We start from the raw sequence: 21,208 nt of genomic DNA on the forward strand, positions 1-21,208 counted from the left end.
CCTGCTCCTTAAAGTCAGTCTGTTAGTGCATTAATGCGTTGTTCTAGCGCAGCCAATTGCGATGAAAGGGCTCTGGTTTGTGTTTTAAACTGCTGTAGCTCCAGAGGGTGAATGGTGACGTTGAGCTCATCTTGACACAGTTGAGTCATGACTTGCTGATATGACTTTTTATGCTGTTGGGCTTTGTTGTTACACGCTTTTACGCTACTCACTAAGTGTTCAGCGCCAGCATCACCAAGGTAGCGGGATAAGTGCTCAGCCCAATCGATATCTAAATTGCCAAATGCTTTGCTGTAAAGCTGTGCAAGGTGAAGGTCGCCCTCCAAATCCAATTTGCCACTGCGGATCAATCTCGTCAATTGACTCGGGTCTTTCAATTCACCTAAGCAATCGACAGAAGTGGCGATGTGGCAATCAGCATCATCATGATAGTTGCCATATACGAAGCAGTATTCACCATTATAGTGAAGTGCGCAGGATAAGTTTAAATCAGTCAATGTGAGCGCCAGTACTTTATGTGCAGCGCCTTGCAGATCTGCAGCAAGGTTTGGCTCAAGAGTTAAGAGACGATTTACAGCTTGCTCGGCGACGGCCGTTAAAACAGATACCCACATAAACTTACCCTTTACTTGTGTTAGTACTTGAACCCTCTATGCAGCGCAACAATGCCGCCAGTGAAGTTTTGATAGCTTGTTTGCTCAAACCCTGCGTTTTCCATCATGCCCTTTAAAGTTTCTTGGTCTGGGTGCATGCGGATTGATTCTGCTAAGTAGCGGTAAGATTCACTGTCATTCGCTACAAACTTGCCGACGTTTGGCAAAATATTAAATGAGTAGAAGTCATAAAGTTTAGATAACGCTTCGTTATCCGTTTTAGAGAATTCTAACACCAACAATCGACCACCTGGTTTTAGAACTCGGTACATTGAACGCAATGCTTCGTCTTTGTCTGTGACGTTACGTAATCCAAATGCGATAGTAATAACATCTAAGCTGTTATCTGGAAATGGCAACGCTTGGGCGTTCATTTGCACGTATTCAATGTTATTAACCAAACCGAGGTCACGTAGCTTATCGCGGCCAACTTTCAGCATTGAATCATTGATATCGCCAAGGATCACTTGACCGGTATCGCCAACAAGTTGGCTGAACTTTGCTGTCAGATCACCTGTACCACCTGCCAAATCCAATACGCGATGACCTTTTCGAACCCCAGCACACGCTACGGTTTGACGTTTCCAAAGACGATGTATGCCAAAGGATAAAAAGTCATTCATGATGTCGTATTTGGCTGCGACAGAGTGAAAAACATCTGCAACCAGAGACTCTTTTTGAGTGGACTCTACGGTTTTATAACCAAAGTGGGTGGTATCGCGATTTTCTTCTTTCATGTTGGCCTTGGTGACACAGTTTAGATGGGTATAGTGTACTTGATTGCGACACTTAGGTGCAATTTATAGTGCGCGTTAATCGTAAAATTTTATCGCACAAAAGCGCTTATAGGGCGCCAGAAATATAACAGTCGCGTCCTAACGCATGTGCCTTTTGCGCGGCAAACGAAGCTTGGCTGGCTAATTCGTTAAAATCTCGTTCTGATTGTCTTTTGGCAATACCGATAGCCAGTTGGATGTCTGGAAATTGTACATTGCCTTTATTGCTAATGAATTTGAGTTTTTCAACGCCCTTACGGATTTTTTCAGCGATAACTTTGGCTGTTTCAGGTTCAATATCAGCCAGTAAAATGGTGAATTCCTGCTTGCCCGTACGACCCGGTACACCGCTTTCTAATACATATTTTTTGATCTTATGCGCAACCCGTTGCAAAACGGTCTCGCCAATCATGTCACCGAATCGTTCACTAAAATCACTGAGGTTATCTACTTGAATGGAAATTGCACACAACATCTTTTCCTGATCTAACCAAAGCTGAGTTTTTTGATTTAGGTAGTGTCTTTTGTAAAGACCTGTGTGGGGATCAATCAAACGTTGCTTTCGTATTTTATTGAGCACCATATACTGCTGACTTTGGCTGGCTCTGGCTTTTTGTAAGCTTTGCTTAAAGCGCTGTTGTTGCTCTATATAGCGCTCTGTTTGCTGAGTTAGTTCACCAAGCGCCTTTTTGCTTTTGGCAATATCTTGCGAGTCTAACTCACTGTGGCATTTACGAATACTCTGCGTGAATTTTGTGATGCTATGGTGCGAGCGTGAGGAGGACGCAGATAATTCATCGATGACATTGTCGACTTCTTTTAATACCGCTAGCTCTTCTTGATGTTCTGTGTAGATAAACTCAAAGTACAGTTGCTCAATGTAGACGGTGTCAATGGCAACATTACTACGAAGATCTCTTTCTAAACGTGTCGTTAATGCGTCGTTAGTCCGACTGATGAAAGTATAAGCGACTTGATAATTTAATGGTGTAGGGGGCAGTGCGTGCAGTTCCAGAAAATGACAAACCTTGGTCATTTTTTCTTGGGCTATTGCCATTGGATCATGGAACGTCATCTACTTCTTTACCACACATTAAAGTTAATCTTGAAGCCTTAACGTCCTTTGGCACAAGTCATGATTTCATCCTATTTGAAGCCCCGCTACATTAATCGTAATCGTGACTTTTTGAAAGTAAAATTTGCCCTTTTAATGGTAAAAAGTTACCCAATTTATTCTATTAGGCGAATTTATCGACAACTTTGTCCTTTGAATATGTGGTGTCGTATCGATGATCGCATTTGCATGATGTTTGGTCGATTATACTTGCATATAGACAAGTGCCTTCGTTAAGGTGCATACCCCAGCGAAAGTTAAGGAACCTCAGTGTTGAACGCCGTTTTTAAACCTATTAGTGCCATTGCTTTGGTACTCAGTTTGTCTGCGTGCCAGATGACCCAGAATAATCCCGATCAGGCCTTTGTGGCGTTGTCTAAAAAAGTGATGACCTTTCGTGCCGATATTAGCACCAATCATACCAAGTCACTAGACGCGCTATTTTTGTTGCCTGATATGTCTCCAGCGCACTTAGCACGCGAAAATCAGCGCCGTTTAGCACTACTGGATAAGTTTGATGCGATAGACACAACACAATTAAGCGCAGAGAATCAAATTAACTTCGCAATTTTGCGTGCTCAAGTACAGAATAAAGTCGATAAATATCATTTCAAACATCATTATGTACCACTGTTGTCGGAATCTGGATTCCATACAGACATGTCATTTAAAATCCGTGAGCATGACTTTTCTACACAGCAGGGTTATCAACAATTGATAGCTCAGATTAAGCAGCTACCACGATATTTTTCGCAGCAGATGGACTGGATGCGAAAGGGCATGGCAATTGGGTTGACCCAACCGCAAGTTGTACTGCAGGGGTTCGAATCATCGATAGAGGCGTATATCGCCATTGATGATGTTGAGCGTTCGCCATTTTATGCACCGTTTAAGACGAATCAGGCGGGCATATCAGATGATGCTTTTAGCAAGCTTCAGCAACAAGCTAAGCAAGCGATAGCCAATTATGCTCACCCAGCTTATCAAAGTTACTTAGATTTTTTCGTCAATGAATACCGACCAGCGGCAAAAAAAGACATTGCTTGGTCAAGTACACCCAATGGTGAAGCATTTTATATCAATCGTGCCAAGCATTTCACGACAACCGATATGACGCCTAAGCAAATCCATGAATTAGGTTTGCAGGAGGTGGCGCGTATTCGTAGTGAGATGAACACCATCATCGAACAGGTAGGCTTTGAAGGTACTTTTGCTGAGTTCGTCGAATTTTTGCGTACCGATCCGCAGTTTTATGCAAAGACACCTGAAGAGTTGCTCAAAGAGGCATCATTTATCGCCAAGAAGATGGACGCTAAGCTACCACAGTTCTTTTATGTGTCTACTTTACCTAGAGTCCCTTATGGCGTAGCCCCAGTGCCTGATAGTATCGCACCTAAGTACACCACTGGAAGATACTTACCGCCATCCAAAGAGACAGATCCTGGCTATTATTGGGTAAATACTTATGCGCTTGATAAAAGGCCTCTCTATGTTTTAGAGGCATTGACCTTGCACGAAGGGGTGCCGGGTCATCATTTACAAATTGCCATAAATGACGAGTTCACACATTTACCTGAGTATCGCAATGAATATATCTCAGCATTTGGCGAAGGGTGGGGGTTATATGCTGAATATTTAGGTCTGGAAGCTGGTTTTTACCAAGACCCATATAGTAATTTCGGTCGACTTACTTATGAAATGTGGCGTGCAGCGCGTTTAGTTGTGGACACAGGTATGCATATGTTTGGTTGGAGTCGCGATCAGGCGATGCAATTTATGCAAGATAATACAGCATTGTCTCTACACAACGTTAAAACAGAAACTGATCGATACATTTCTTGGCCTGGTCAAGCGCTGTCATACAAGATTGGTGAGCTGACAATCCGACGCTTGCGTGTAGAAGCTGAGCAGGCGCTGGGTGAGCAGTTTAATATTCGTGAATTTCACCACCAGATACTGAAAAATGGATCTGTTCCGCTATTTGTACTTGAAGCGCAAATCGCGCAATATATCGAACAAGCGCAAAAGCAAAAGTAAAATAACAGAGGCCGCTATAAAGCGGCCTTTTTAATTAGTGCACAAAGCTGATAATCAGCTGATAAAAGTCATCGGTTGAGTGGCAACTTTTGGCATTTAAAATCAGTTGCTCGCCAAGAAGCAACGTTTGCTTCTGTACAGCTAAGCGCTTTGCATCATCTTCAATCTCATCAATATCTGCCACATGTGCCAATCCGATGGTGCGACGGATCAGTTCAGTACCGCAATATCCCATTGTATCTTGCAGCACCGCTTGTAAAAATTGTTCGGCATAGCCGGGTGCTTGAAGCGCTAAATCGCGGGTCTGTGTGCTGGCCAGTGTTAACCACTGCTGCTCGAAAGCTTGTAGGCAGGTGGAAATCGTGTGTAATAAATAAGAATGTAAATCACGTCGTTTGGGGATTTCTGAAACACGGCCATTTTGAGCACAATAGTTGAGTAGTAAATTACCGATAAAAGAGCCTAAATCGAAGCCAATTGGACCGAAAAAGCCAAATTCAGGGTCGATAAATTTAGTCTCTGTTGGTGACACAAATAGGCTGCCAGTATGGACGTCGCCGTGCAGTAGGGTTTGTGGTGATGAAAAGAACTTACTTTTCAATTGCGCAACGTGAATTAACAAGGCGGTATTGTCTCTCAGCAGAGATACTTGCTCTTCTAATGCCGCTGGGTAGTGATTACGTTCATGTGCTCGATAAGGGTCATCGAAAAATAAGTCTTCAGTGATGGAGCACAGTTCAGGGTTGGTGAACTCTTGTACCAATGCCTTTTTTTCTGCAGCAGATAAATAAAAGTCTGAGTAGAAAAAGCTGGTTTTTGCCAAGTAAGTTGCGACGTGCGTACCCAGGTATTTGAACGTGTTCCCTTGATTCAGCTCACCTCGTAAAATCGCCATATCACCCAAGTCTTCCAATATGGTGACAGCGAGCTCACTATTATGATGTAAAACTTGCGCGGTGTGCTCAGGGCAAACATCACCATGCTTTTTCAATACGCTGGCTTCAATTCTGGCTCTGTCCAATGTCAGTGGCCAACTTTCACCGACACAGCGAGCATACGGCAGTGCTTGCTTCAAAATAACACTGCGCTTTTCTGTATCTTTAACTCGGAAGACTAAATTGAGATTACCATCCCCAAACTCATAGCAAGATAATTCTGCATTAGCTGGAAAAAATTGCCCCAGTTCTTGGACGTAACTTAAGGCCGTGTCGTTATTAAAGGCAACGTATTTGCTCACTGTTATTCACCAAAAATTAAAGTAACTTTTAGCATTCTATATTTTTAAATGTTTAGATGTCTATACATCTTTAGTTCTTTATGTAGAATGAGCAGTAATTACAACTGTACACCCTTTAATCAACATGAAAGATTTGATCGCTCAAAGTTTGAAATACCAAGATGGAAAAGTGCAGGTACTTGACCAATATTTGTTGCCGCATCAAGAAGTTTGGCATGTCTGTAACACTGTCAGTGAAATGCAGGCTCTCATTAATAACTTACAAGTGCGGGGCGCGCCTTTAATTGGCTTAGCTGCGACTTTGTTGGTTGCTTATCTCGCCGAGCAGGGCAGTTCCCGAGAAGACTTATGTCATGCGATAGACGTCTTAGAAGCCACGCGTCCAACGGCGGTAAATTTAAAACACTGTATGGACAGGCTCCGCGCGGTGCTACATAGCGAACAAAAGATTACCGAAGTGATCACAGTTGCTGAGCAACTATTCGAAGAAGACATCGCTTTGTGCGCTCGAATTGCAGAGCATGGGGTGGACCTAGTGGATGCTGGCGATAATATCCTGACCCATTGTAATACGGGGGCGCTAGCCACAGCAGGTATTGGCACGGCGCTTGGTGTGATTTACCAAGCGATGCAGCGTCATGGTGATATCCATGTCTGGGTAGATGAAACGCGTCCTTTATTGCAAGGTGGGCGTTTAACTGCGTATGAACTGGCACGATGGCAGATCCCCTACACTTTGCTATGCGATAGTATGGCCGCATCATTAATGGCTGCGGGCAAGGTCGACAAGATATTTGTTGGTGCCGATAGAGTCGCGGCAAACGGTGATTTTGCGAATAAAGTGGGCACGTATAATTTGGCTGTGTTAGCACATTTCCATAATGTGCCTTTTTATGTTGTGGCACCTAAAACCACCTTTGATCCGGCCTGTGCTAGCGGCCAAGATATTGAAATAGAACAACGCAGTGCGGGTGAGGTGACGGGAGTGAGTGGCAGTTTTGGTGAATGCCAGTGGGCACCTTCTGAGGCTGAAGTGTATAACCCTGCTTTTGATGTAACGCCAGCAAAGTTAGTTACTGGGTGGGTGTTTGATAGTGGTGTTTACACCACACCGGAATTTACTAATTTGTAATGATGGCAGCAGGCATGGGCAGTCGCCTGCTGTATAATTTGCGAATAAGGGGTTAGTCTAAAAGTGGGAATTGCTTGGCAATACTTGAGCCTGTCTCTTGGGCAACCCAGCCTTCTGTATTATTGAATAAGCGAATAGCTGTAAACTCAGGGTCGCTGCCCATATCAAACCAATGTGGTGTGTGATCTGGTACAGATATTAAATCACCTTGCTGGCAGAATACTTGATAGATCTTATCTGCGATATGCAGGCAGAATAGTCCATACCCTGCCACAAAAAAGCGCACTTCATCTTCACTGTGGGTATGTTCAAAAAGAAATTTTTCGCGCATCGCTGGCGCATTTGGATTGCCTTTTTGTAGCGCAACGACGTCGACGGTTTGGTAGCCCCCTTGTGCTTTTAAGCGCTCGATATCTTGGCTATATGCGTTAATGATATCCGCTTCAGTGGCTTCTTTTGCTAAGATTTGTGTTGCTTGCCATTGCTCAAAGCGCACCCCAACCTCAGCCAGTTTTTCAGCAATGATACTTGCCTCTTCGCTTTGGAACGTGGCTTTTTGTGGCTGCGCTTCTTGATAGATATGTAAGTAACTCATGACGGTGTCTCGTTTTAAATATGCTCAAAACTGGTGATAAAAGCATGGTGAGTGCTTTTGGGTTGATCATCGCGCCACAGTTGTAAAGTCTGTAGGCCGGCTGCTTTGGCCGCATCAAGTTCCGCGACGACATCACTTAAAAATAGGATGTCAGCTGCTTCAAAAGGCAGGCTTTGCACTATGTTGCGATAAGACTCAGATTGCTGCTTTGCACCCACTCGGGTATCAAAATAGTCGCTAAATAAGGCACGTATATCGCCAAAATCTGAATGAGCAAAAAGCAGTTGCTGGGCTTTCACTGAACCGGAAGAATACACATACAGTGCCGTGCCTGCTTGATGCTGTGCAGTTAAATAGGCATGGGCATCTGGGTAGATATGGCCTGTGAAGTCGCCTTGTTGATAGCCATTTTGCCAGATCAAACCTTGTAACTGTTTAAGTGGCGTTATTTTTTTATCTGCTTCAATCCAGCCAAGTAAGGTGTCGATTACGGTATCTAAACTTGCTTCTGGCTGAGCTATTTCTGCTCTGACGGCATCAAGTTGAACTCGCACTTGAGGGTCATCTTGTGACGCTTTAACAAAGTCAGCTAAGTGCTTTGCGGCATAGGGAAAAAGAATGTCTTTGACGAATGAAATACGGGTAATCGTGCCTTCAATATCAGTGAGAATGGCTTTTGTCACTTTACTGCTCCTTCTAATTTTATTCGCTCTAATTCACAGGCGAACAAGAACTCTAGCCCCTCGATATGACGGCGAGTTTCAAAAATGCTGTTGCCCAATGCATATAAACCATGACCACGGATCAAAACCCCATGTGTGACTGGGTATGTTTCATGGTACTTGGCAACCCGTGCCGCCAATGCGGGAATATCCTGATCGTTATCAAAGATGGCAATTGATAGCGTATCTAGGTGACTTTTAATCCCAGACAGTGATTTTTGCATCTCATAGCCTGTCACTGAAAACTGGTTACTGCGTATAAAGCGTGACAGGACAGTCGCCGCCACTGAGTGCGTGTGTAAGATGCATCCTGCTTGCGGTTGTAACTCATATAACTTGAGGTGCAAGGCAGTTTCAGCTGAGGGTTTACCGTCACCTGAGACGATTTGGCCATGCTGGTCTAATTCTAAAAACTGCTCTGGCGTGAGGTGGCCTTTATCAAAGCCGCTGGCGGTGACGACAAAGCCATCATCGGTTTTCATAGAAAAGTTCCCGCCAGTCGCGGGCACCCAGCCTTGTTGGCTAACCCAACGGCCAGCATCTATGAGCGCTTGTTTTGCTGCCTTTGTTTGCATATTCGATCATCCTAAGAGATTTGGACGGCTATACTTCTATCTTTGGCAATGATAGCATCGCTTTATCGCCTACGCCATAACCAAAAGAGTTACAAAATGGAAAGTAAATTACCAGACGTCGGTACCAGTATTTTCTCTACCATGACAGGGCTTGCTAATGAGCACGGTGCACTGAACCTCTCTCAAGGTTTTCCTGAGTTTGATACCCCAAGCCAGCTCAAACATGCGCTATCAGCACATACGTTAGCTGGATATAACCAATATGCCCCCTCTCCTGGGTTGCCAGTTTTACAGCAGGAGATTGCGGCACTTGTTGCGCGTCGATACCAGCAAGACATTGATGCTGCGGCACAAGTGACGGTCACTGCAGGTGCGACAGAGGCATTGTTTGTGGCAATTCAGGCGCTAGTACGTAAAGGTGACGAAGTGATTGTATTTGACCCGGCGTATGATTCATATCGCCCTGCGGTTGAATTGGCCGGTGGTCGCACGGTACATATTCCTTTGTGCGCACCAGGTTATGCCATTGACTGGACACAAGTCAGTGCTGCTGTGACACAAAAAACACGTGCGATTATTATAAATAGCCCCCACAATCCAAGTGCAAAAACATTGAAACAAGCTGATCTCGATGCATTGAAAGTGCTGCTCAACAAGCATGATATTTATCTGATCAGTGATGAAGTGTATGAGCATATTACCTTTGATGGCGCCCCACATTTGAGTGTGCTACGTGACTCTGAGCTTGCAGCACGGGCCTTTGTGGTATCCAGTTTTGGTAAAACATTTCACTGTACTGGTTGGAAGATGGGGTACTGTATTGCACCTGCAAATTTGACGGTTGAGTTTAGAAAAATCCATCAGTTTGTGAACTTCTCAAGCTTTACGCCTGCACAATTGGCTTTGGCTGATATGCTGCGAGATGCACCTGACCATGTGGATGAATTAGGACTGTTTTATCAACAAAAACGTGATGTACTGGTTGAGGCACTGGCGACAAGCCGTTTTAAGATCCTGCCAAGTGAAGGCACGTATTTCTTGTTACTTGATTATAGTGATATATCAGACGTAGATGATGTGACTTTTTGCCAGCAATTGGTTGAGCAAATGGGTGTCGCAGCGATCCCGTTAAGTGTATTTTATGACAAGCCTAATGGCGATAAAATTATTCGCCTGTGCTTTGCTAAAGAAACCGAGACCTTAATCGCTGCAGCGGAGAAATTATGTCAACTTTAACCGTAAATATAGTGCAATATGATATTGCTTGGTTAGCGCCTGAGCAGAATATCGCAACGATTGAAAAGCTGGTTGCGAATGTGCCTCCTGGTGATTTGCTATTGCTACCTGAGACCTTTGCCACTGGATTTGCGTTGCAACAGACAACGGATGAACAAGCAGCGCAGGCGAGGGCATTCATACAACAGCTGGCTAAACGTTTACAGTGCGTTGTCGCGGGGTCTGTATTGGTGCCTCATAAAGGTAAAAAAGCCAATCGCTTTTACTGGACTTGGCCTGATGGTACTGAGTGTAGTTATGATAAGCGCCACCTGTTTTGCTTGGGCAATGAAGGGGACCATGTAGTACAAGGTAGTGAGCGAAAAATCTTTGAAATAAAAGGCTTTAAGCTCTTGCCTCAAGTGTGTTATGACTTACGCTTTCCGGTCTTCCAGCGCAGTAAAAATGACTATGATGTGATGGTGAATGTCGCAAACTGGCCATCGGCAAGACGCCATGCTTGGGATACATTATTATGTGCTCGAGCGATTGAAAATCAGTGCTTTGTTTTAGCTGCTAATCGCATTGGTGAAGATGGCAAAGGCGTCGCTCATAACGGCGGCACGGTGGCACTAGATTATTTAGGCCAGCCTATGGCACACGTCGCTGATGATGAAGCGGGTGTTGTGACGGTGACGCTCGATAAAGCCAAATTAGCTGAGTTTAAACGCCAATTTCCAGCACACTTAGATGCGGATGCATTTGACCTCCCCTTATAAATTGGAGCAGCCTACGCTGCTCCTTATCACTAGACGTTATATTGATGCACCAACAGGGCTTGCTGAGGTGTGGCGACTTCAGTAGATTGCCCATGCTCATCGTCTGGCAGTGTAAAGTACCCCAGTAAGTTTTTCATTTCCATTGCTTGGGCAGCCATGCGTTTTGCAGCCGCCATGGTCTCTTCGGTGATGGCAGAGTTTTCTTGAATGAGATCTGTGAGTCTTTGCACTACCACATCGACCTCTGCAATGGCTTGCTTTTGCGTCAAGGTAGAGCGATTGATACTCACAATGTTTTGATTCACATCAGCAACGGCTTGCACAATATGCTCGAGTTTTTCACCTGAGCTATTGGCGAGCGTGGTGCCTTGCTGCACTTTATCGTTACTGTTGGCAATGATCTCTTTGATTTGCTTTGCCGATGACGCACTGCGCCCAGCCAGTTCGCGTACTTCATTAGCGACGACTGCAAAGCCTCGTCCATGCTCTCCTGCGCGGGCAGCTTCTACGGCAGCATTCAAAGCCAACAAGTTGGTTTGAAATGCCAACTCATCGATCACCGAGACAATTTCATTGATGTCTTTGCTGGCTGCATTGACTTCACCTATGGCGTGCACGGTGTCTTGTGATAGCGTACCACCTTCTTTGGCGATACATTCTGCATTGTGTGATTTCTCGACCGCGGTTTCTGATTGCAAAGCGACTTGAGTTAGTTCTTCCAGAATGTGCCCAGTACTCGCGTTGGCTTCTTCTAAATTCGCAGCTTGTTCTTCAGTACGTCGGCTGATCTCCGCATTGCTTGCGGCTATTTCTTCGGTGCTGTGAGCAACCAAGCTTGCTGCGCTTTGAATGCTTTCAATGACATGTGTGAGCTTGTGTGTAGTGGTATGAACGTCTTGCTGCAAGGTGGCAAATACGCCTTGATAATGCCCTTGGACTGAGGTGCATAAATCCCCTCTTGCGATAGCACTTAAGCTGTCTGTCACAGCATGAATGGCGGTAGAGATCGTATCTATGGAGCTGTTAACATCCTCTTTTAGTTGTAGTAACTGGCCTTGCAATGAGGACTCGATTTTATGGGAAAAATCGCCTTCACTCATCGCCGCCATGACACTGGCAAGCTCTTCGACAACTTGGCTTAAATTGTTGACGGTATGATTAATGTCGTTTTGCAATGTTGCAAGCTGTCCTTTCAAAGGCGTTTGTATCGTGCGGTCAAAACGGCCATGACTGATGGCCATCATGACAGATGAAATCTCACTGATGGCTTGATCTAAGCTCGCGATTGACAGGTTTACATTGGCTTTTAATTGCCCCAATTGGCCATGGGCTGATGCTTCTATTGGGTGTTTGAAGTCGCCTTCACTGACCGCGGCCATGGTATTGCCAATGTCTTTGAGGATCGCTTCAAGATTATCCATACTTAAGTTGGTGTCATGTTTCAATTGCGCGAGCTGGCCAGACAGCGGGTGTGTGATCCGTTTCGAAAAGTCTCCATTACTGATGGCGCTCATGGTTAAGCTGAGTTCATCAATGGCACCACTCAGTGCCTGTATAGAGTTGTTCACACTGTCTTTTAAGCGGGCTAAACTGCCGCGCGCTTCGACAGTGACTTGCTGCTTAAATTCCCCTTTTTCAACACAACTCATGACATTGACAATATCGTTCATGGTGTCGTCAATAGAGATCACAGAACGGTTTATATTGGTTTTTAACATATCTAAGTCGCCACTGAGCGGAGCAGTGATCTGTTGATTAAATCGCCCTTTGGCCATGGCTTGCATGACCAAGTTGATCTCTGCTAATGCGGTTTGCAAACTGGATGAGCACTCATTGGTGGCTTCTTTTAACTCTTTGAGTTCACCATTGCATGGCACGCTTATCCGATCATTGAATGTGCCTTTGGCCATTTGATTGAGGACACGGTTCGCTTCGGAAATGGAAAGCTGCAAGGCGTCGAGCAGAGAATTAAAGGCTTGTGCGCTTTGACCAATCTCATCTCGGGAGCTGACGTCAGCACGTAGCGAAAAATCCCCTCGCGTTTGCACTTCGCGCATGGTGTTGACTAAATTATGCACGGGTCGAGCAAGACTTCTGGCAAACCAAACTGCAGTTAACAAAATTACGCCGATACTTACGAGCATGACAATTGCCATGGTTTGGCGCAGCGCGCCGACAGGAGCAAATGCCTCTGCTTCGTCAATTTCTGCTAACAGGGCCCATCTCACATCAAAGACTTGCAAGTCGCTGTATGCTGAGAGTACAGGGTTACCATTGTAGTCGGTGACGACTTTTTGTCCTTGCTGCCCTTGCATCGCTAATTGATAGGACTCTGTTGCGATGGTGCCTTTATCTGGGTTTGCAAAGGAAGCCACTACAGAGTGGTTAATGGGATCTAAGTAAGAGTCAGAGCGCATTAACCCATCGGGACCAACAAGGTAGGTTTCACCACTTTCTCCCAGTCCATGGCGTTCACTCATGATGTCATTCAGTGCGTCAATAGAGAGCTGAAAAATTAAGGTGGCCTGAGAAATACCATCAAAATCCAGTGGCATAGCTACAAAGCTTGCGGGCGCATTATATGAGGGCAAGTATGGCTCATAGTCTGCAAATAGCATTTGGTCTTGTTCGATTAAGGCGCGATTAAATACGTCGGCGATACTGCTATTGGCATACGGACCTGTGCTCAAAGAAGTGGCGAAGTCGACTTCTTTAAATACTGAGTACACAATATTACCGCTGTAATTATCGACGATAAAAATATCATAAAGCTGGTAAACGTCAGTGATCTCGCGGAAAAATTCATGGTGGCGCTGGTGTGCAAGATCATAAGCATCTAAATGCCCTGTGGCGTTGAGTGCATCTTTCTCACCGATTGGGTGGGGATTATCTGCTAAATAGCGTGCTTGCAATGTCATGCCCTGACCAGAGAGTGAGTCTAGCAATGAATTGAGCGCTACCTTACTATTTGTTTGTTGTTCAAAGCGAGGCAAAAAGGCGTCTTGATAAAACTGCTGTAGGTTACTAGGGATGGATTGGGTCGCTTGCGTTTCGTCAAATCCATCGAGTAAGTCTTGTGTTGCCTGTATCAGGTAGGGGTTGATGGCTAAGGCGCGAAGCTTGTCTTCAACTGTTTTAAAATGCCTCTCTATCGCGCGTTTTTTCACTTTACCCACGGCACCCAGTTGGGCATAAACCTGTTCACTGATGGTATTGGAAGCTTGAATAAGTGAAAAAGCAATAATGACAGTAGCGGGGATGAGGGCGACAAGTAAAAAAGCGGCCATGAGCTTTTTTGCGAGATCGAGCGATTTTAAAAATTGGTGTATGCGAGACATTAAGCGGCCCTCCGATCCTTGTATTTCTGACATCAGTTTGATGCCTGTTTGCTACATTGCACTGTGAACAGATTATTGGCCAAGCAGGTATAACCCTATAAAAATTATGGCTAATAATTGTACAGGTTTAAGCTTAGTGTAGAACAGTTCTCAGTAAGATCTAGGCGCTAGGTGTTTCTTTAACTTGCACAAAAATATGAATACAAGACAGTATCGCTTGATGGTGCTGCGATTGCGCTATTGCATGAATAAGAAAGGTGAAATAAAAAAACAGTGTGAACTTTTGATGATGCTTTCAAAGATAAAAAAGAAGCAGCGTGCGCTGCTTCTTCAATCTTACGAAAAGTAGTTATCAATGTTTCCAATGATACTTATGTGCTTTTTCTTCCATATACGCTTCCGTATCTGGGTGCATAGGTGTCTTGTTACCATTCTCAAAGAAGAATGGCTGACGATTACGCTGGTAATTACCGACTTCATTCATGGTTGCAGCATCATAGATGCGTCCATTTAAAATGGTGTAAGTCACTTTTTCAGACTCACGGATGTCGTTCAGTACATCACCGTCGATGATAACCAGATCTGCAAGCTTACCTTTTTCAATAGTACCAATGTCATGGTCCATTGCTAGGTATCTTGCGCCATCAATCGTACCACTGCGCAGGGCTTCCCAAGGCGTAAATCCGCCTTGTGCCATTGACCATAACTCCCAGTGTGCACCCAAACCTTCACGTTGACCATGCGCACCTATATGTACGGTTACGCCTTTATCACGCAGTTGCTTCGCTGATTTTGCGGCATTGATATGGTTATAGTGGTGCTCAGGGGCTTTTTCACGGCGGATAGACATTGGTTTAACAACATACTCCGGCACAAAGCTCATCAGGCGCTCATTTTCCCATACATTGGTTGTGTTGTAGAAGTAGTCTTCACCTTTAATACCACCATATGCCACGTTGAAAGTCGGTGTAAAACCAGCTTCAGTTTGGCTCCACATTTGTGTGACATCTGAATAGATATTTGGAATTGGCAACGCGTGTTCAAGGCCTGTGTGACCATCGATGATCATGTTCATGTTTTGCTGGAATTTTGAGCCACCTTCAGGCACGACCATGATTTCCATTTGCTTCGCGGCTTCTAACACTTGCTGGCGAGTATCACGGCGAGGGTGGTTATAACTTTTCACCGAGATTGCACCAGCGTCTTTTAAACGCTTAACGTGGAACTGGGCATCTTCTAAGTTATTGATTGGGGTTTTGTAACCTGGTGCTTCACCTGCATATAAGATACGTCCCACAGAATAAATACGTGGTGCGACTGTCAAACCTGCACGTTGTAGCTCTGCCATCGAGAATACCTCGTTAGAGTTATTTGATGGATCATGAATGGTCGTGACACCAAAGCTAACGTTGGAGAACTGGTTCCAGTTTTGCTCAGGTTGTAAGTTATGGCTGCCGTAGCTGCCGTGTGCGTGGGCATCGACTAAACCAGGGATCACGGTTTTGCCTTTGATATCCATTACTTTCGCTGCACTTGGGATAGTCACATCGCTGCGAGCGCCGACGGCGATAATGCGGTTATCTTCAATCAGTACCACACCGTCTTCGATGATTTCCTGTTGATTTTCTGCATCACGCATTGTCACAACTTTACCACCAACCAGTGCTAACAAGCCTTTTGGCTTGTCTGAAGGCTGTTCAAAGCTCAGGTCAATGCCTTCAGCTGTTAGTTCATCAAGGTTGTCAGATGCATTGTCAACAAATGAGAAAGTATCTGTGAGTTTGCGCTGATATAGGTTTGGACCAAATGCCCAAGTTAATGCGCTACTGTCTGCTTTCCAGTTTAAGAAATCGCCTGAGTATTTAGACACTTGTTTCACTGGGAAGGCTTTACCCCCTTTATTGATTGACAGTGTTTTACCTGTGCTAGTAAATGGGGCGACAAAGGTGTTGAAGTGCTCGATAAATGCAACATAGTTGCCATCTGGCGAGACTTTATAATCAAAGATGAACTCGCCTTTGAAGTGACTGCGCTCTTCATGACCGTTTAAATCAACACTCTTAAGCTCTCTGCTGGTGCTACTGCTAGCAACTGAGAAGTAAATACGCTCAGGATTCGCACCAAAGTGTGGGTTGTCACCGCTTTTCACGATGCGTTTTGCTTCACCGCCTTTGGCGTCCACGATGTAAATTCCTGGGTGCATTGACCAGTCGCCGCTGAGTAGGTAACCCCCCGTGACTTTTTTGAACAGGACTTTTTTACCGTCTGGCGAGAAGCTAGGTGAAGTGTAGTGACCTGGGTCTTGCGTGATGACGCGACCTTTTCCGCCTTTTGCAGAAACGATACGAATACTGCCTAGTTCTTGGTCATCGTACGTGGTGTATACAATGTATTTGCCGTCACGAGAGTAGCTTGGGTAAAACTCAAAGTGATCGTTTTGTTTGGTAACTCGACGAACTTTACCTGATTCAATGTCTTTGATGTATAAATGGCCTAACGCTTGGAATAGCGCTGTTTCACCATCTGGTGAAATCTGTGACCAACGTGCCAGTTTGACTTTAAAGCTATCAGGGGCAACATCTACAGCAAATTTTAGGGCTGGTGTGATGTCTTTTTCCGCCACGACGCGTGTTGGAATAACTTGTGCCTGCTTTGTTGCAATGTCCACTTTATGGAAGACACCACCAGACCAAAATACCAAGGCTTTGCCATCAGGTGTGTAAGCAAATGCAGGCGTATTACCTTGTGCACCGTTGGCTTCTTGTAAGTCGCGATCAAGACCGGTGAAAACTTGCGTTTCAATGCCTGACTTTAAATCTTTGACATACAAAGCGCTGATCATTTTCTCGCCATTGTCTTCACGTTTTACGAACGCAATTGATTTACCGTCTGGACTTGGCGTTGGGCGAATTGCACCACCGGCACCACGGATCACCGTTTCTTCTTCACCGGTTGCTAAATCCCATGAACGGATCTCAAATACAGATGTCAGCGCATTTTTATTGTATTGCCATTGCACACCTGCTGTGGCATCGACAGAATAGTAGATCTTTTTACCGTCGGTAGAGAAAGCTGGCTCAGCAATATTTTTCTGTGACTTTGCGCCATGCAGTCTTTCACGTACTAATACGCCTTTACCACCTGAAATGTGGTACATACGAATCGAACCACCTGGAATAGTACGCCCCGTTACCTGGCCTTGTTTGACGGCAATATATTGACCATCAGGAGACCAAGCTGGATTGTGTAAAAGGTTGTGTGACTCATCAGAGACCTGACGCATGTTGTCGCCATTAATGTCCATCACCCACAGGTTTTCAGCACCAGCACGATCAGAAATAAATGCGATATGTTTGCCATCTGGTGAAAACTTCGGTTGGAAGTTCCATGCACGGTCCGCAGTGACTGCAGTTGCTTTACCGCCAGAGATAGGCATGACATAAATATCACCTAACATGTCGAAGATAACGTGCTTGCCATCTGGGCTGACATCCACATTACTCCAGGTGGTTTCATTGGTATCAATGGTGATTGTTTGCTTTTCGCCAGGAGGTGCAAGCACATCCCACTTTGCTGTAGTGTCTTGTGCACCAGCGGAGGCGAGTGCTGGTGTACTTAAGCCGATCAATGCGGCACCGATAGCAATGGCAATCGGTGATTTAAATAGTGCCATGGTGTATTCCTATTTTTTAAGCCAAGTCTCAGTCTGTCGCTGAGTGTTGGTTTCTTGTCTTGCTGTGAGCTAATTTTATTTACCCGCGTAGAATGGCGAATTTTTTGACTAAAGTCGACAAGGTGGCGATAAAAGTGCGCTCAAATGCGGCAGTTTTGCAGTATTTTTATACAACCTTTGGCTGTTTGCATTGAAAAGTATGCTTTGCAGGGGGGCATAGCAGGTGCAGCATTTATGATTGAATGCTGCACCGATAGGTGCTAATTGAGTGTTTGCTGGCGGACAAATTGCAAATAGGCTTCGAGGCTCTTTTGCCACAAGGCCATCGCTTGCGTCAAATCATCATCGCAAGATTTACCATCTAGTAAGCGACGTTCGATTTTTTTCAGTGCTAATCCGTAGCGATTAAAGCCGAGCTGCAGTGCCGTACTGGCTTGGCGGTGCAGTGATTTAATACATTGCTCTTCATCTTCACTGAGAAGCTGCTGAATATGGATTAACTTATTTCGTGCAGAGAGAACAAACTCGTTATAAATAGATGAGACTTCATCTTCGCTGAAACCGCTCTTTAGGGAGTTAACCGCAGTGTCGTCGTATAGCGTGTCACTGAGCTCAACACGCATATCTGGCTTTTGCGCTTTTTGTGAATCACTGATGGCTTGGCGAAGCTTTTCTTGCTTGATGGGCTTGCCCACCACATCTTTGATACCAAGAGAAAGATATTCTTTGATTTCTTCTGGGCTTAAACTGGCGGTGAATGCCAAAAACGGTGTGCGTTTGTTTTTGTGCTCGATAGTTTGCAAATGCCTCAGCACTTCTTGCCCTGTAAAATCAGGTAAGTTCATGTCTAATAGGACCACATCGAAGACATGTTCTTTGAGGTGCTCAATGGCACTGGAGCCATCATACGCGAGCTTGATCTTATGCTCGTCCGCAGCCATAAACTCGATGGCAATTTTACGGTTAAGATCTAAGTCTTCCACCAGTAAAACAGAAAGCCCTGTTGGGTATTCTGGGTTGTGATGGCGCTGTTCGACTAAACTCAATTCGCCGACGGGCAGGCTCACATCAAAGCTAAATGAGCTGCCTTTACCAAGCTCACTGATTATTTCAAGCTGACTGCCTAGTTTACTCAGCAAGCGCGCAGTGATGGCAAGGCCAAGGCCTGTTCCGCCTTTGGTTTTGCCCGCATTACTCTGCACATAAGGCTCGGTCAGCTTGTCGATATCTTCCTCTTCGATGCCCGGGCCTGAGTCGACGACGCTGAAGCGCACAATATGAGACATATTGGCTTCTTCGAGTAATTCTACGCGCAGCTTTACCTCGCCTTTGTCGGTGAATTTGATGGCGTTACCCACTAAATTGAGCAAAATCTGCCGCAGTTTTTGTTGGTCGCAGTAGTAGCAAACTTGGTCTGGCAAATCATAGAGCAACGTAAAAGTGAGTTTCTTTTGCTCGGCCAATGGACTCATTAGTAAGCAGAGGTTATCTAACCAACTCTTCAATTCAACATCTTCGGAAGAGAGCACTTCGTCACTTTGATCTAAACTGGCGTAATCGAGTACTTTATCTATCAATAAGTTGAGTGATTCAGCCGAATTGATGATGGCCTCGCAATAGGCTTTGCTATGTTGATCATGGCTGCGGTTAAGGACCAGTTGCGCACTGCCTAGAATGCCGTTCAATGGGGTGCGGATCTCGTGGCTGATGGTGGATAAAAATAAGCCGCGAATTTCGAGGTCTTTTTGTGCTTTTTCCGTTAATTTATTGAGGTTAAGTTCCCGTCGCTCGTTGCACAGCAGTGCCATACCGGTTGCATAAAATATGGGGGCGAGTACGCCATTGAAAAATATCGCAATTGAAAACCAAGGATCGACAAACAAAGACACTTGGTCAATGTCGCCCATAAACAGCGAGCGGCCAATAAAGGCGGTGAATATAAAGCTCAAAACAATTAAATAAACGATGCTGCCATTAGGATATTGCTTACGGGCATAACGGATAAAGTAATAGCTCAGCAATATGGCTTCGACGATATGCTGCAAGTCAGAGATTAGAATGCGCTTTCGCAAATTGTCGTCGACCATGGCGTAATAGATCAGCGCAGACAACAAAGCTAGCGTTGCAAATAAATAAGTTCGAAACTCAATACCCCGCTGGCCTAAAAACTGACTAATTGCCCAACAATGTATGATGGATGCCAAAAATAATAAGGTATTGGCAATCCCAATTGTCTGCCACTGAGACAAAAAGCTGTGCAGTGCAAACATGGAGATCGCGGCAAATAAAATGAGCGGGTAAAAAATGTATAACAGTACACCTGGCGTATTTTTGTTGGCACGCCAAGTTAAATAATTGATCAGCGTCATCATCGCCGTCATGGCTGCACTGGCTACATACAGGGTTTTATGGTCCAACATAGGGCTTTGTTAACAATTAATAGACGTACCTAGGATAGAGCGAAGACTAAGTGCAGTAAAGCAATGAGCCGAGAAAATAATGAGATGGTAAGTGAATTGATTAAATGCTAGGAAGAAAACAAAAAAGCATGCTAAATGCATGCTTTTTTACAGAATTTGCAAGTGTACTCGAGTGAGTATTAGCGTATTTCGTCTGGGATGTTTTGCTGTGCCCAAGACAATAGCTCGATACGGTTACGGCATTTGGTTTTACGAAATGCACTGTACAAGTGTGTTTTAACCGTGTGCGGGCTGATATTTAAATCTTCTGCAATTTCTTTGTTCTTAGCGCCTTTACTCATTAGAGAGATAATTGCTTTTTCTCGTTTAGTGAGTTTAACAGGCTCAATGTCACCTTCAGTCAGCTTGTGCAGGGCGTCTTTGTTGAATTGCAGCATACGATTCAACGCGTTACACATGATTTCACGACGATACCATAACTGATCTTCCATTAGTAAGCGGATCCCCTTCATCAGAACGTCAGCATTGTCTGTGGTGTAAAACACCCCGCGAATGCCGCTTAGCAGTGCACGATTAGCCAACTCTGGGTTTTCATCTAAGTTGAACAGCACGATGTCGCAACTTACTTTGAGGTTAACTAACTGCTCTTTCAGTTTGCCCCATGCATCATTGACTGCTGTTTCAATAAAAAGCAACCGAGTATCTTCAGGTACTTCGGAAATATCAGTTCCTGTGACGACGTCTAACCCTTGCGTTTTTAACAGGGGTTGTAAAACGTTTATTCCTATCGTGTTGATAGGCTCTTTATCTAGCAATAAAAATGCAGTACTGCTCATTTGAAAAACACTCTCATTCTGTCTGATTACGCAATGCTAACACGTGAATCAGACCTTTTGTATTAGAAATTTCATCAATAAAAAGAACATTACAATATAAAGTTTG

15 protein-coding genes are annotated in these 21,208 nt (G+C 44.7%); 4 read left to right on the forward strand and 11 right to left on the reverse strand.

What is annotated here, in order from left to right; genetic code table 11:
* Positions 1-14 precede the first annotated feature (14 nt).
* The 3 genes from L1077_RS19610 to L1077_RS19620 form a co-directional block, all read right to left on the reverse strand.
* Positions 15-614: a ubiquinone biosynthesis accessory factor UbiJ gene (locus tag L1077_RS19610; RefSeq protein ID WP_237138611.1), complete on the reverse strand. Its 600-nt coding sequence runs from the start codon at positions 612-614 to the stop codon at positions 15-17.
* Positions 615-634: 20 nt separating this feature from the next.
* A complete protein-coding gene (ubiE, locus tag L1077_RS19615) occupies positions 635-1,390 on the reverse strand; it encodes a bifunctional demethylmenaquinone methyltransferase/2-methoxy-6-polyprenyl-1,4-benzoquinol methylase UbiE (protein ID WP_237138612.1) in 756 nt (251 codons plus the stop codon).
* Positions 1,391-1,496: 106 nt separating this feature from the next.
* Positions 1,497-2,504 carry a GGDEF domain-containing protein gene (locus tag L1077_RS19620; protein ID WP_237138613.1) on the reverse strand — a complete coding sequence of 336 codons (1,008 nt, stop codon included), beginning with the start codon at positions 2,502-2,504 and terminating at the stop codon, positions 1,497-1,499.
* A gap of 309 nt (positions 2,505-2,813) precedes the next feature.
* Here L1077_RS19620 and L1077_RS19625 point away from each other — a divergent pair, with 309 nt between their 5' ends.
* Positions 2,814-4,580 (forward strand): DUF885 domain-containing protein, encoded by a 1,767-nt coding sequence (locus tag L1077_RS19625; RefSeq protein ID WP_440589553.1) that lies wholly within the window; start codon positions 2,814-2,816, stop codon positions 4,578-4,580.
* A gap of 34 nt (positions 4,581-4,614) precedes the next feature.
* On the opposite strand, the gene mtnK is transcribed toward L1077_RS19625, so the two are convergent.
* Positions 4,615-5,817, reverse strand: a complete 1,203-nt coding sequence (gene mtnK / locus L1077_RS19630; RefSeq protein ID WP_237138614.1) for an S-methyl-5-thioribose kinase — start codon at positions 5,815-5,817, stop codon at positions 4,615-4,617.
* A gap of 124 nt (positions 5,818-5,941) precedes the next feature.
* Here mtnK and mtnA point away from each other — a divergent pair, with 124 nt between their 5' ends.
* Entirely contained in the window at positions 5,942-6,949 is a 1,008-nt protein-coding gene (mtnA, locus tag L1077_RS19635) for an S-methyl-5-thioribose-1-phosphate isomerase (protein ID WP_237138615.1), read from the forward strand.
* A 52-nt stretch (positions 6,950-7,001) separates the two neighbouring features.
* On the opposite strand, the gene L1077_RS19640 is transcribed toward mtnA, so the two are convergent.
* The 3 genes from L1077_RS19640 to L1077_RS19650 are packed head-to-tail and all read right to left on the reverse strand — an operon-like array spanning position 7,002 to position 8,841.
* Positions 7,002-7,544: a 1,2-dihydroxy-3-keto-5-methylthiopentene dioxygenase gene (locus tag L1077_RS19640; RefSeq protein ID WP_237138616.1), complete on the reverse strand. Its 543-nt coding sequence runs from the start codon at positions 7,542-7,544 to the stop codon at positions 7,002-7,004.
* A 14-nt stretch (positions 7,545-7,558) separates the two neighbouring features.
* The gene (gene mtnC, locus L1077_RS19645; RefSeq protein WP_237138617.1) at positions 7,559-8,227 is read right to left on the reverse strand and encodes an acireductone synthase; all 669 of its coding nucleotides are present in this window, start codon (positions 8,225-8,227) and stop codon (positions 7,559-7,561) included.
* Entirely contained in the window at positions 8,224-8,841 is a 618-nt protein-coding gene (locus L1077_RS19650) for a methylthioribulose 1-phosphate dehydratase (protein WP_237138618.1), read from the reverse strand. The genes mtnC and L1077_RS19650 overlap by 4 nt, the downstream gene beginning before the upstream one ends.
* A gap of 96 nt (positions 8,842-8,937) precedes the next feature.
* Between L1077_RS19650 and L1077_RS19655 the strand changes: the two genes are divergently transcribed.
* Together L1077_RS19655 and L1077_RS19660 are read left to right on the forward strand one after the other, a co-directional pair.
* On the forward strand, positions 8,938-10,077 hold the full coding sequence (locus tag L1077_RS19655) for a methionine aminotransferase (RefSeq protein ID WP_237138619.1): 1,140 nt from the start codon (positions 8,938-8,940) through the stop codon (positions 10,075-10,077).
* Positions 10,065-10,835, forward strand: coding sequence for a nitrilase-related carbon-nitrogen hydrolase (locus tag L1077_RS19660; RefSeq protein WP_237138620.1), 771 nt, complete (start codon positions 10,065-10,067; stop codon positions 10,833-10,835). Before L1077_RS19655 ends, L1077_RS19660 begins: the two co-directional genes overlap by 13 nt.
* A 29-nt stretch (positions 10,836-10,864) precedes the next feature.
* On the opposite strand, the gene L1077_RS19665 is transcribed toward L1077_RS19660, so the two are convergent.
* The 4 genes from L1077_RS19665 to L1077_RS19680 all read right to left on the reverse strand — a co-directional run bounded on the left by L1077_RS19665 (position 10,865) and on the right by L1077_RS19680 (position 21,102).
* Complete coding sequence (locus tag L1077_RS19665; RefSeq protein ID WP_237138621.1) at positions 10,865-14,173, reverse strand: methyl-accepting chemotaxis protein; 3,309 nt, start codon at positions 14,171-14,173, stop codon at positions 10,865-10,867.
* Positions 14,174-14,525: 352 nt separating this feature from the next.
* Positions 14,526-17,846 carry an amidohydrolase family protein gene (locus L1077_RS19670; RefSeq protein WP_237138622.1) on the reverse strand — a complete coding sequence of 1,107 codons (3,321 nt, stop codon included), beginning with the start codon at positions 17,844-17,846 and terminating at the stop codon, positions 14,526-14,528.
* 260 nt (positions 17,847-18,106) lie between these two features.
* Complete coding sequence (locus L1077_RS19675; RefSeq protein WP_237138623.1) at positions 18,107-20,266, reverse strand: ATP-binding protein; 2,160 nt, start codon at positions 20,264-20,266, stop codon at positions 18,107-18,109.
* 179 nt (positions 20,267-20,445) lie between these two features.
* Positions 20,446-21,102, reverse strand: a complete 657-nt coding sequence (locus L1077_RS19680; protein ID WP_023400213.1) for a helix-turn-helix transcriptional regulator — start codon at positions 21,100-21,102, stop codon at positions 20,446-20,448.
* Positions 21,103-21,208: the final 106 nt, after the last annotated feature.

Origin of the sequence: Pseudoalteromonas luteoviolacea (assembly GCF_021654285.1) — a bacterium.
GTDB classification, from domain to species: domain Bacteria; phylum Pseudomonadota; class Gammaproteobacteria; order Enterobacterales; family Alteromonadaceae; genus Pseudoalteromonas; species Pseudoalteromonas luteoviolacea_J.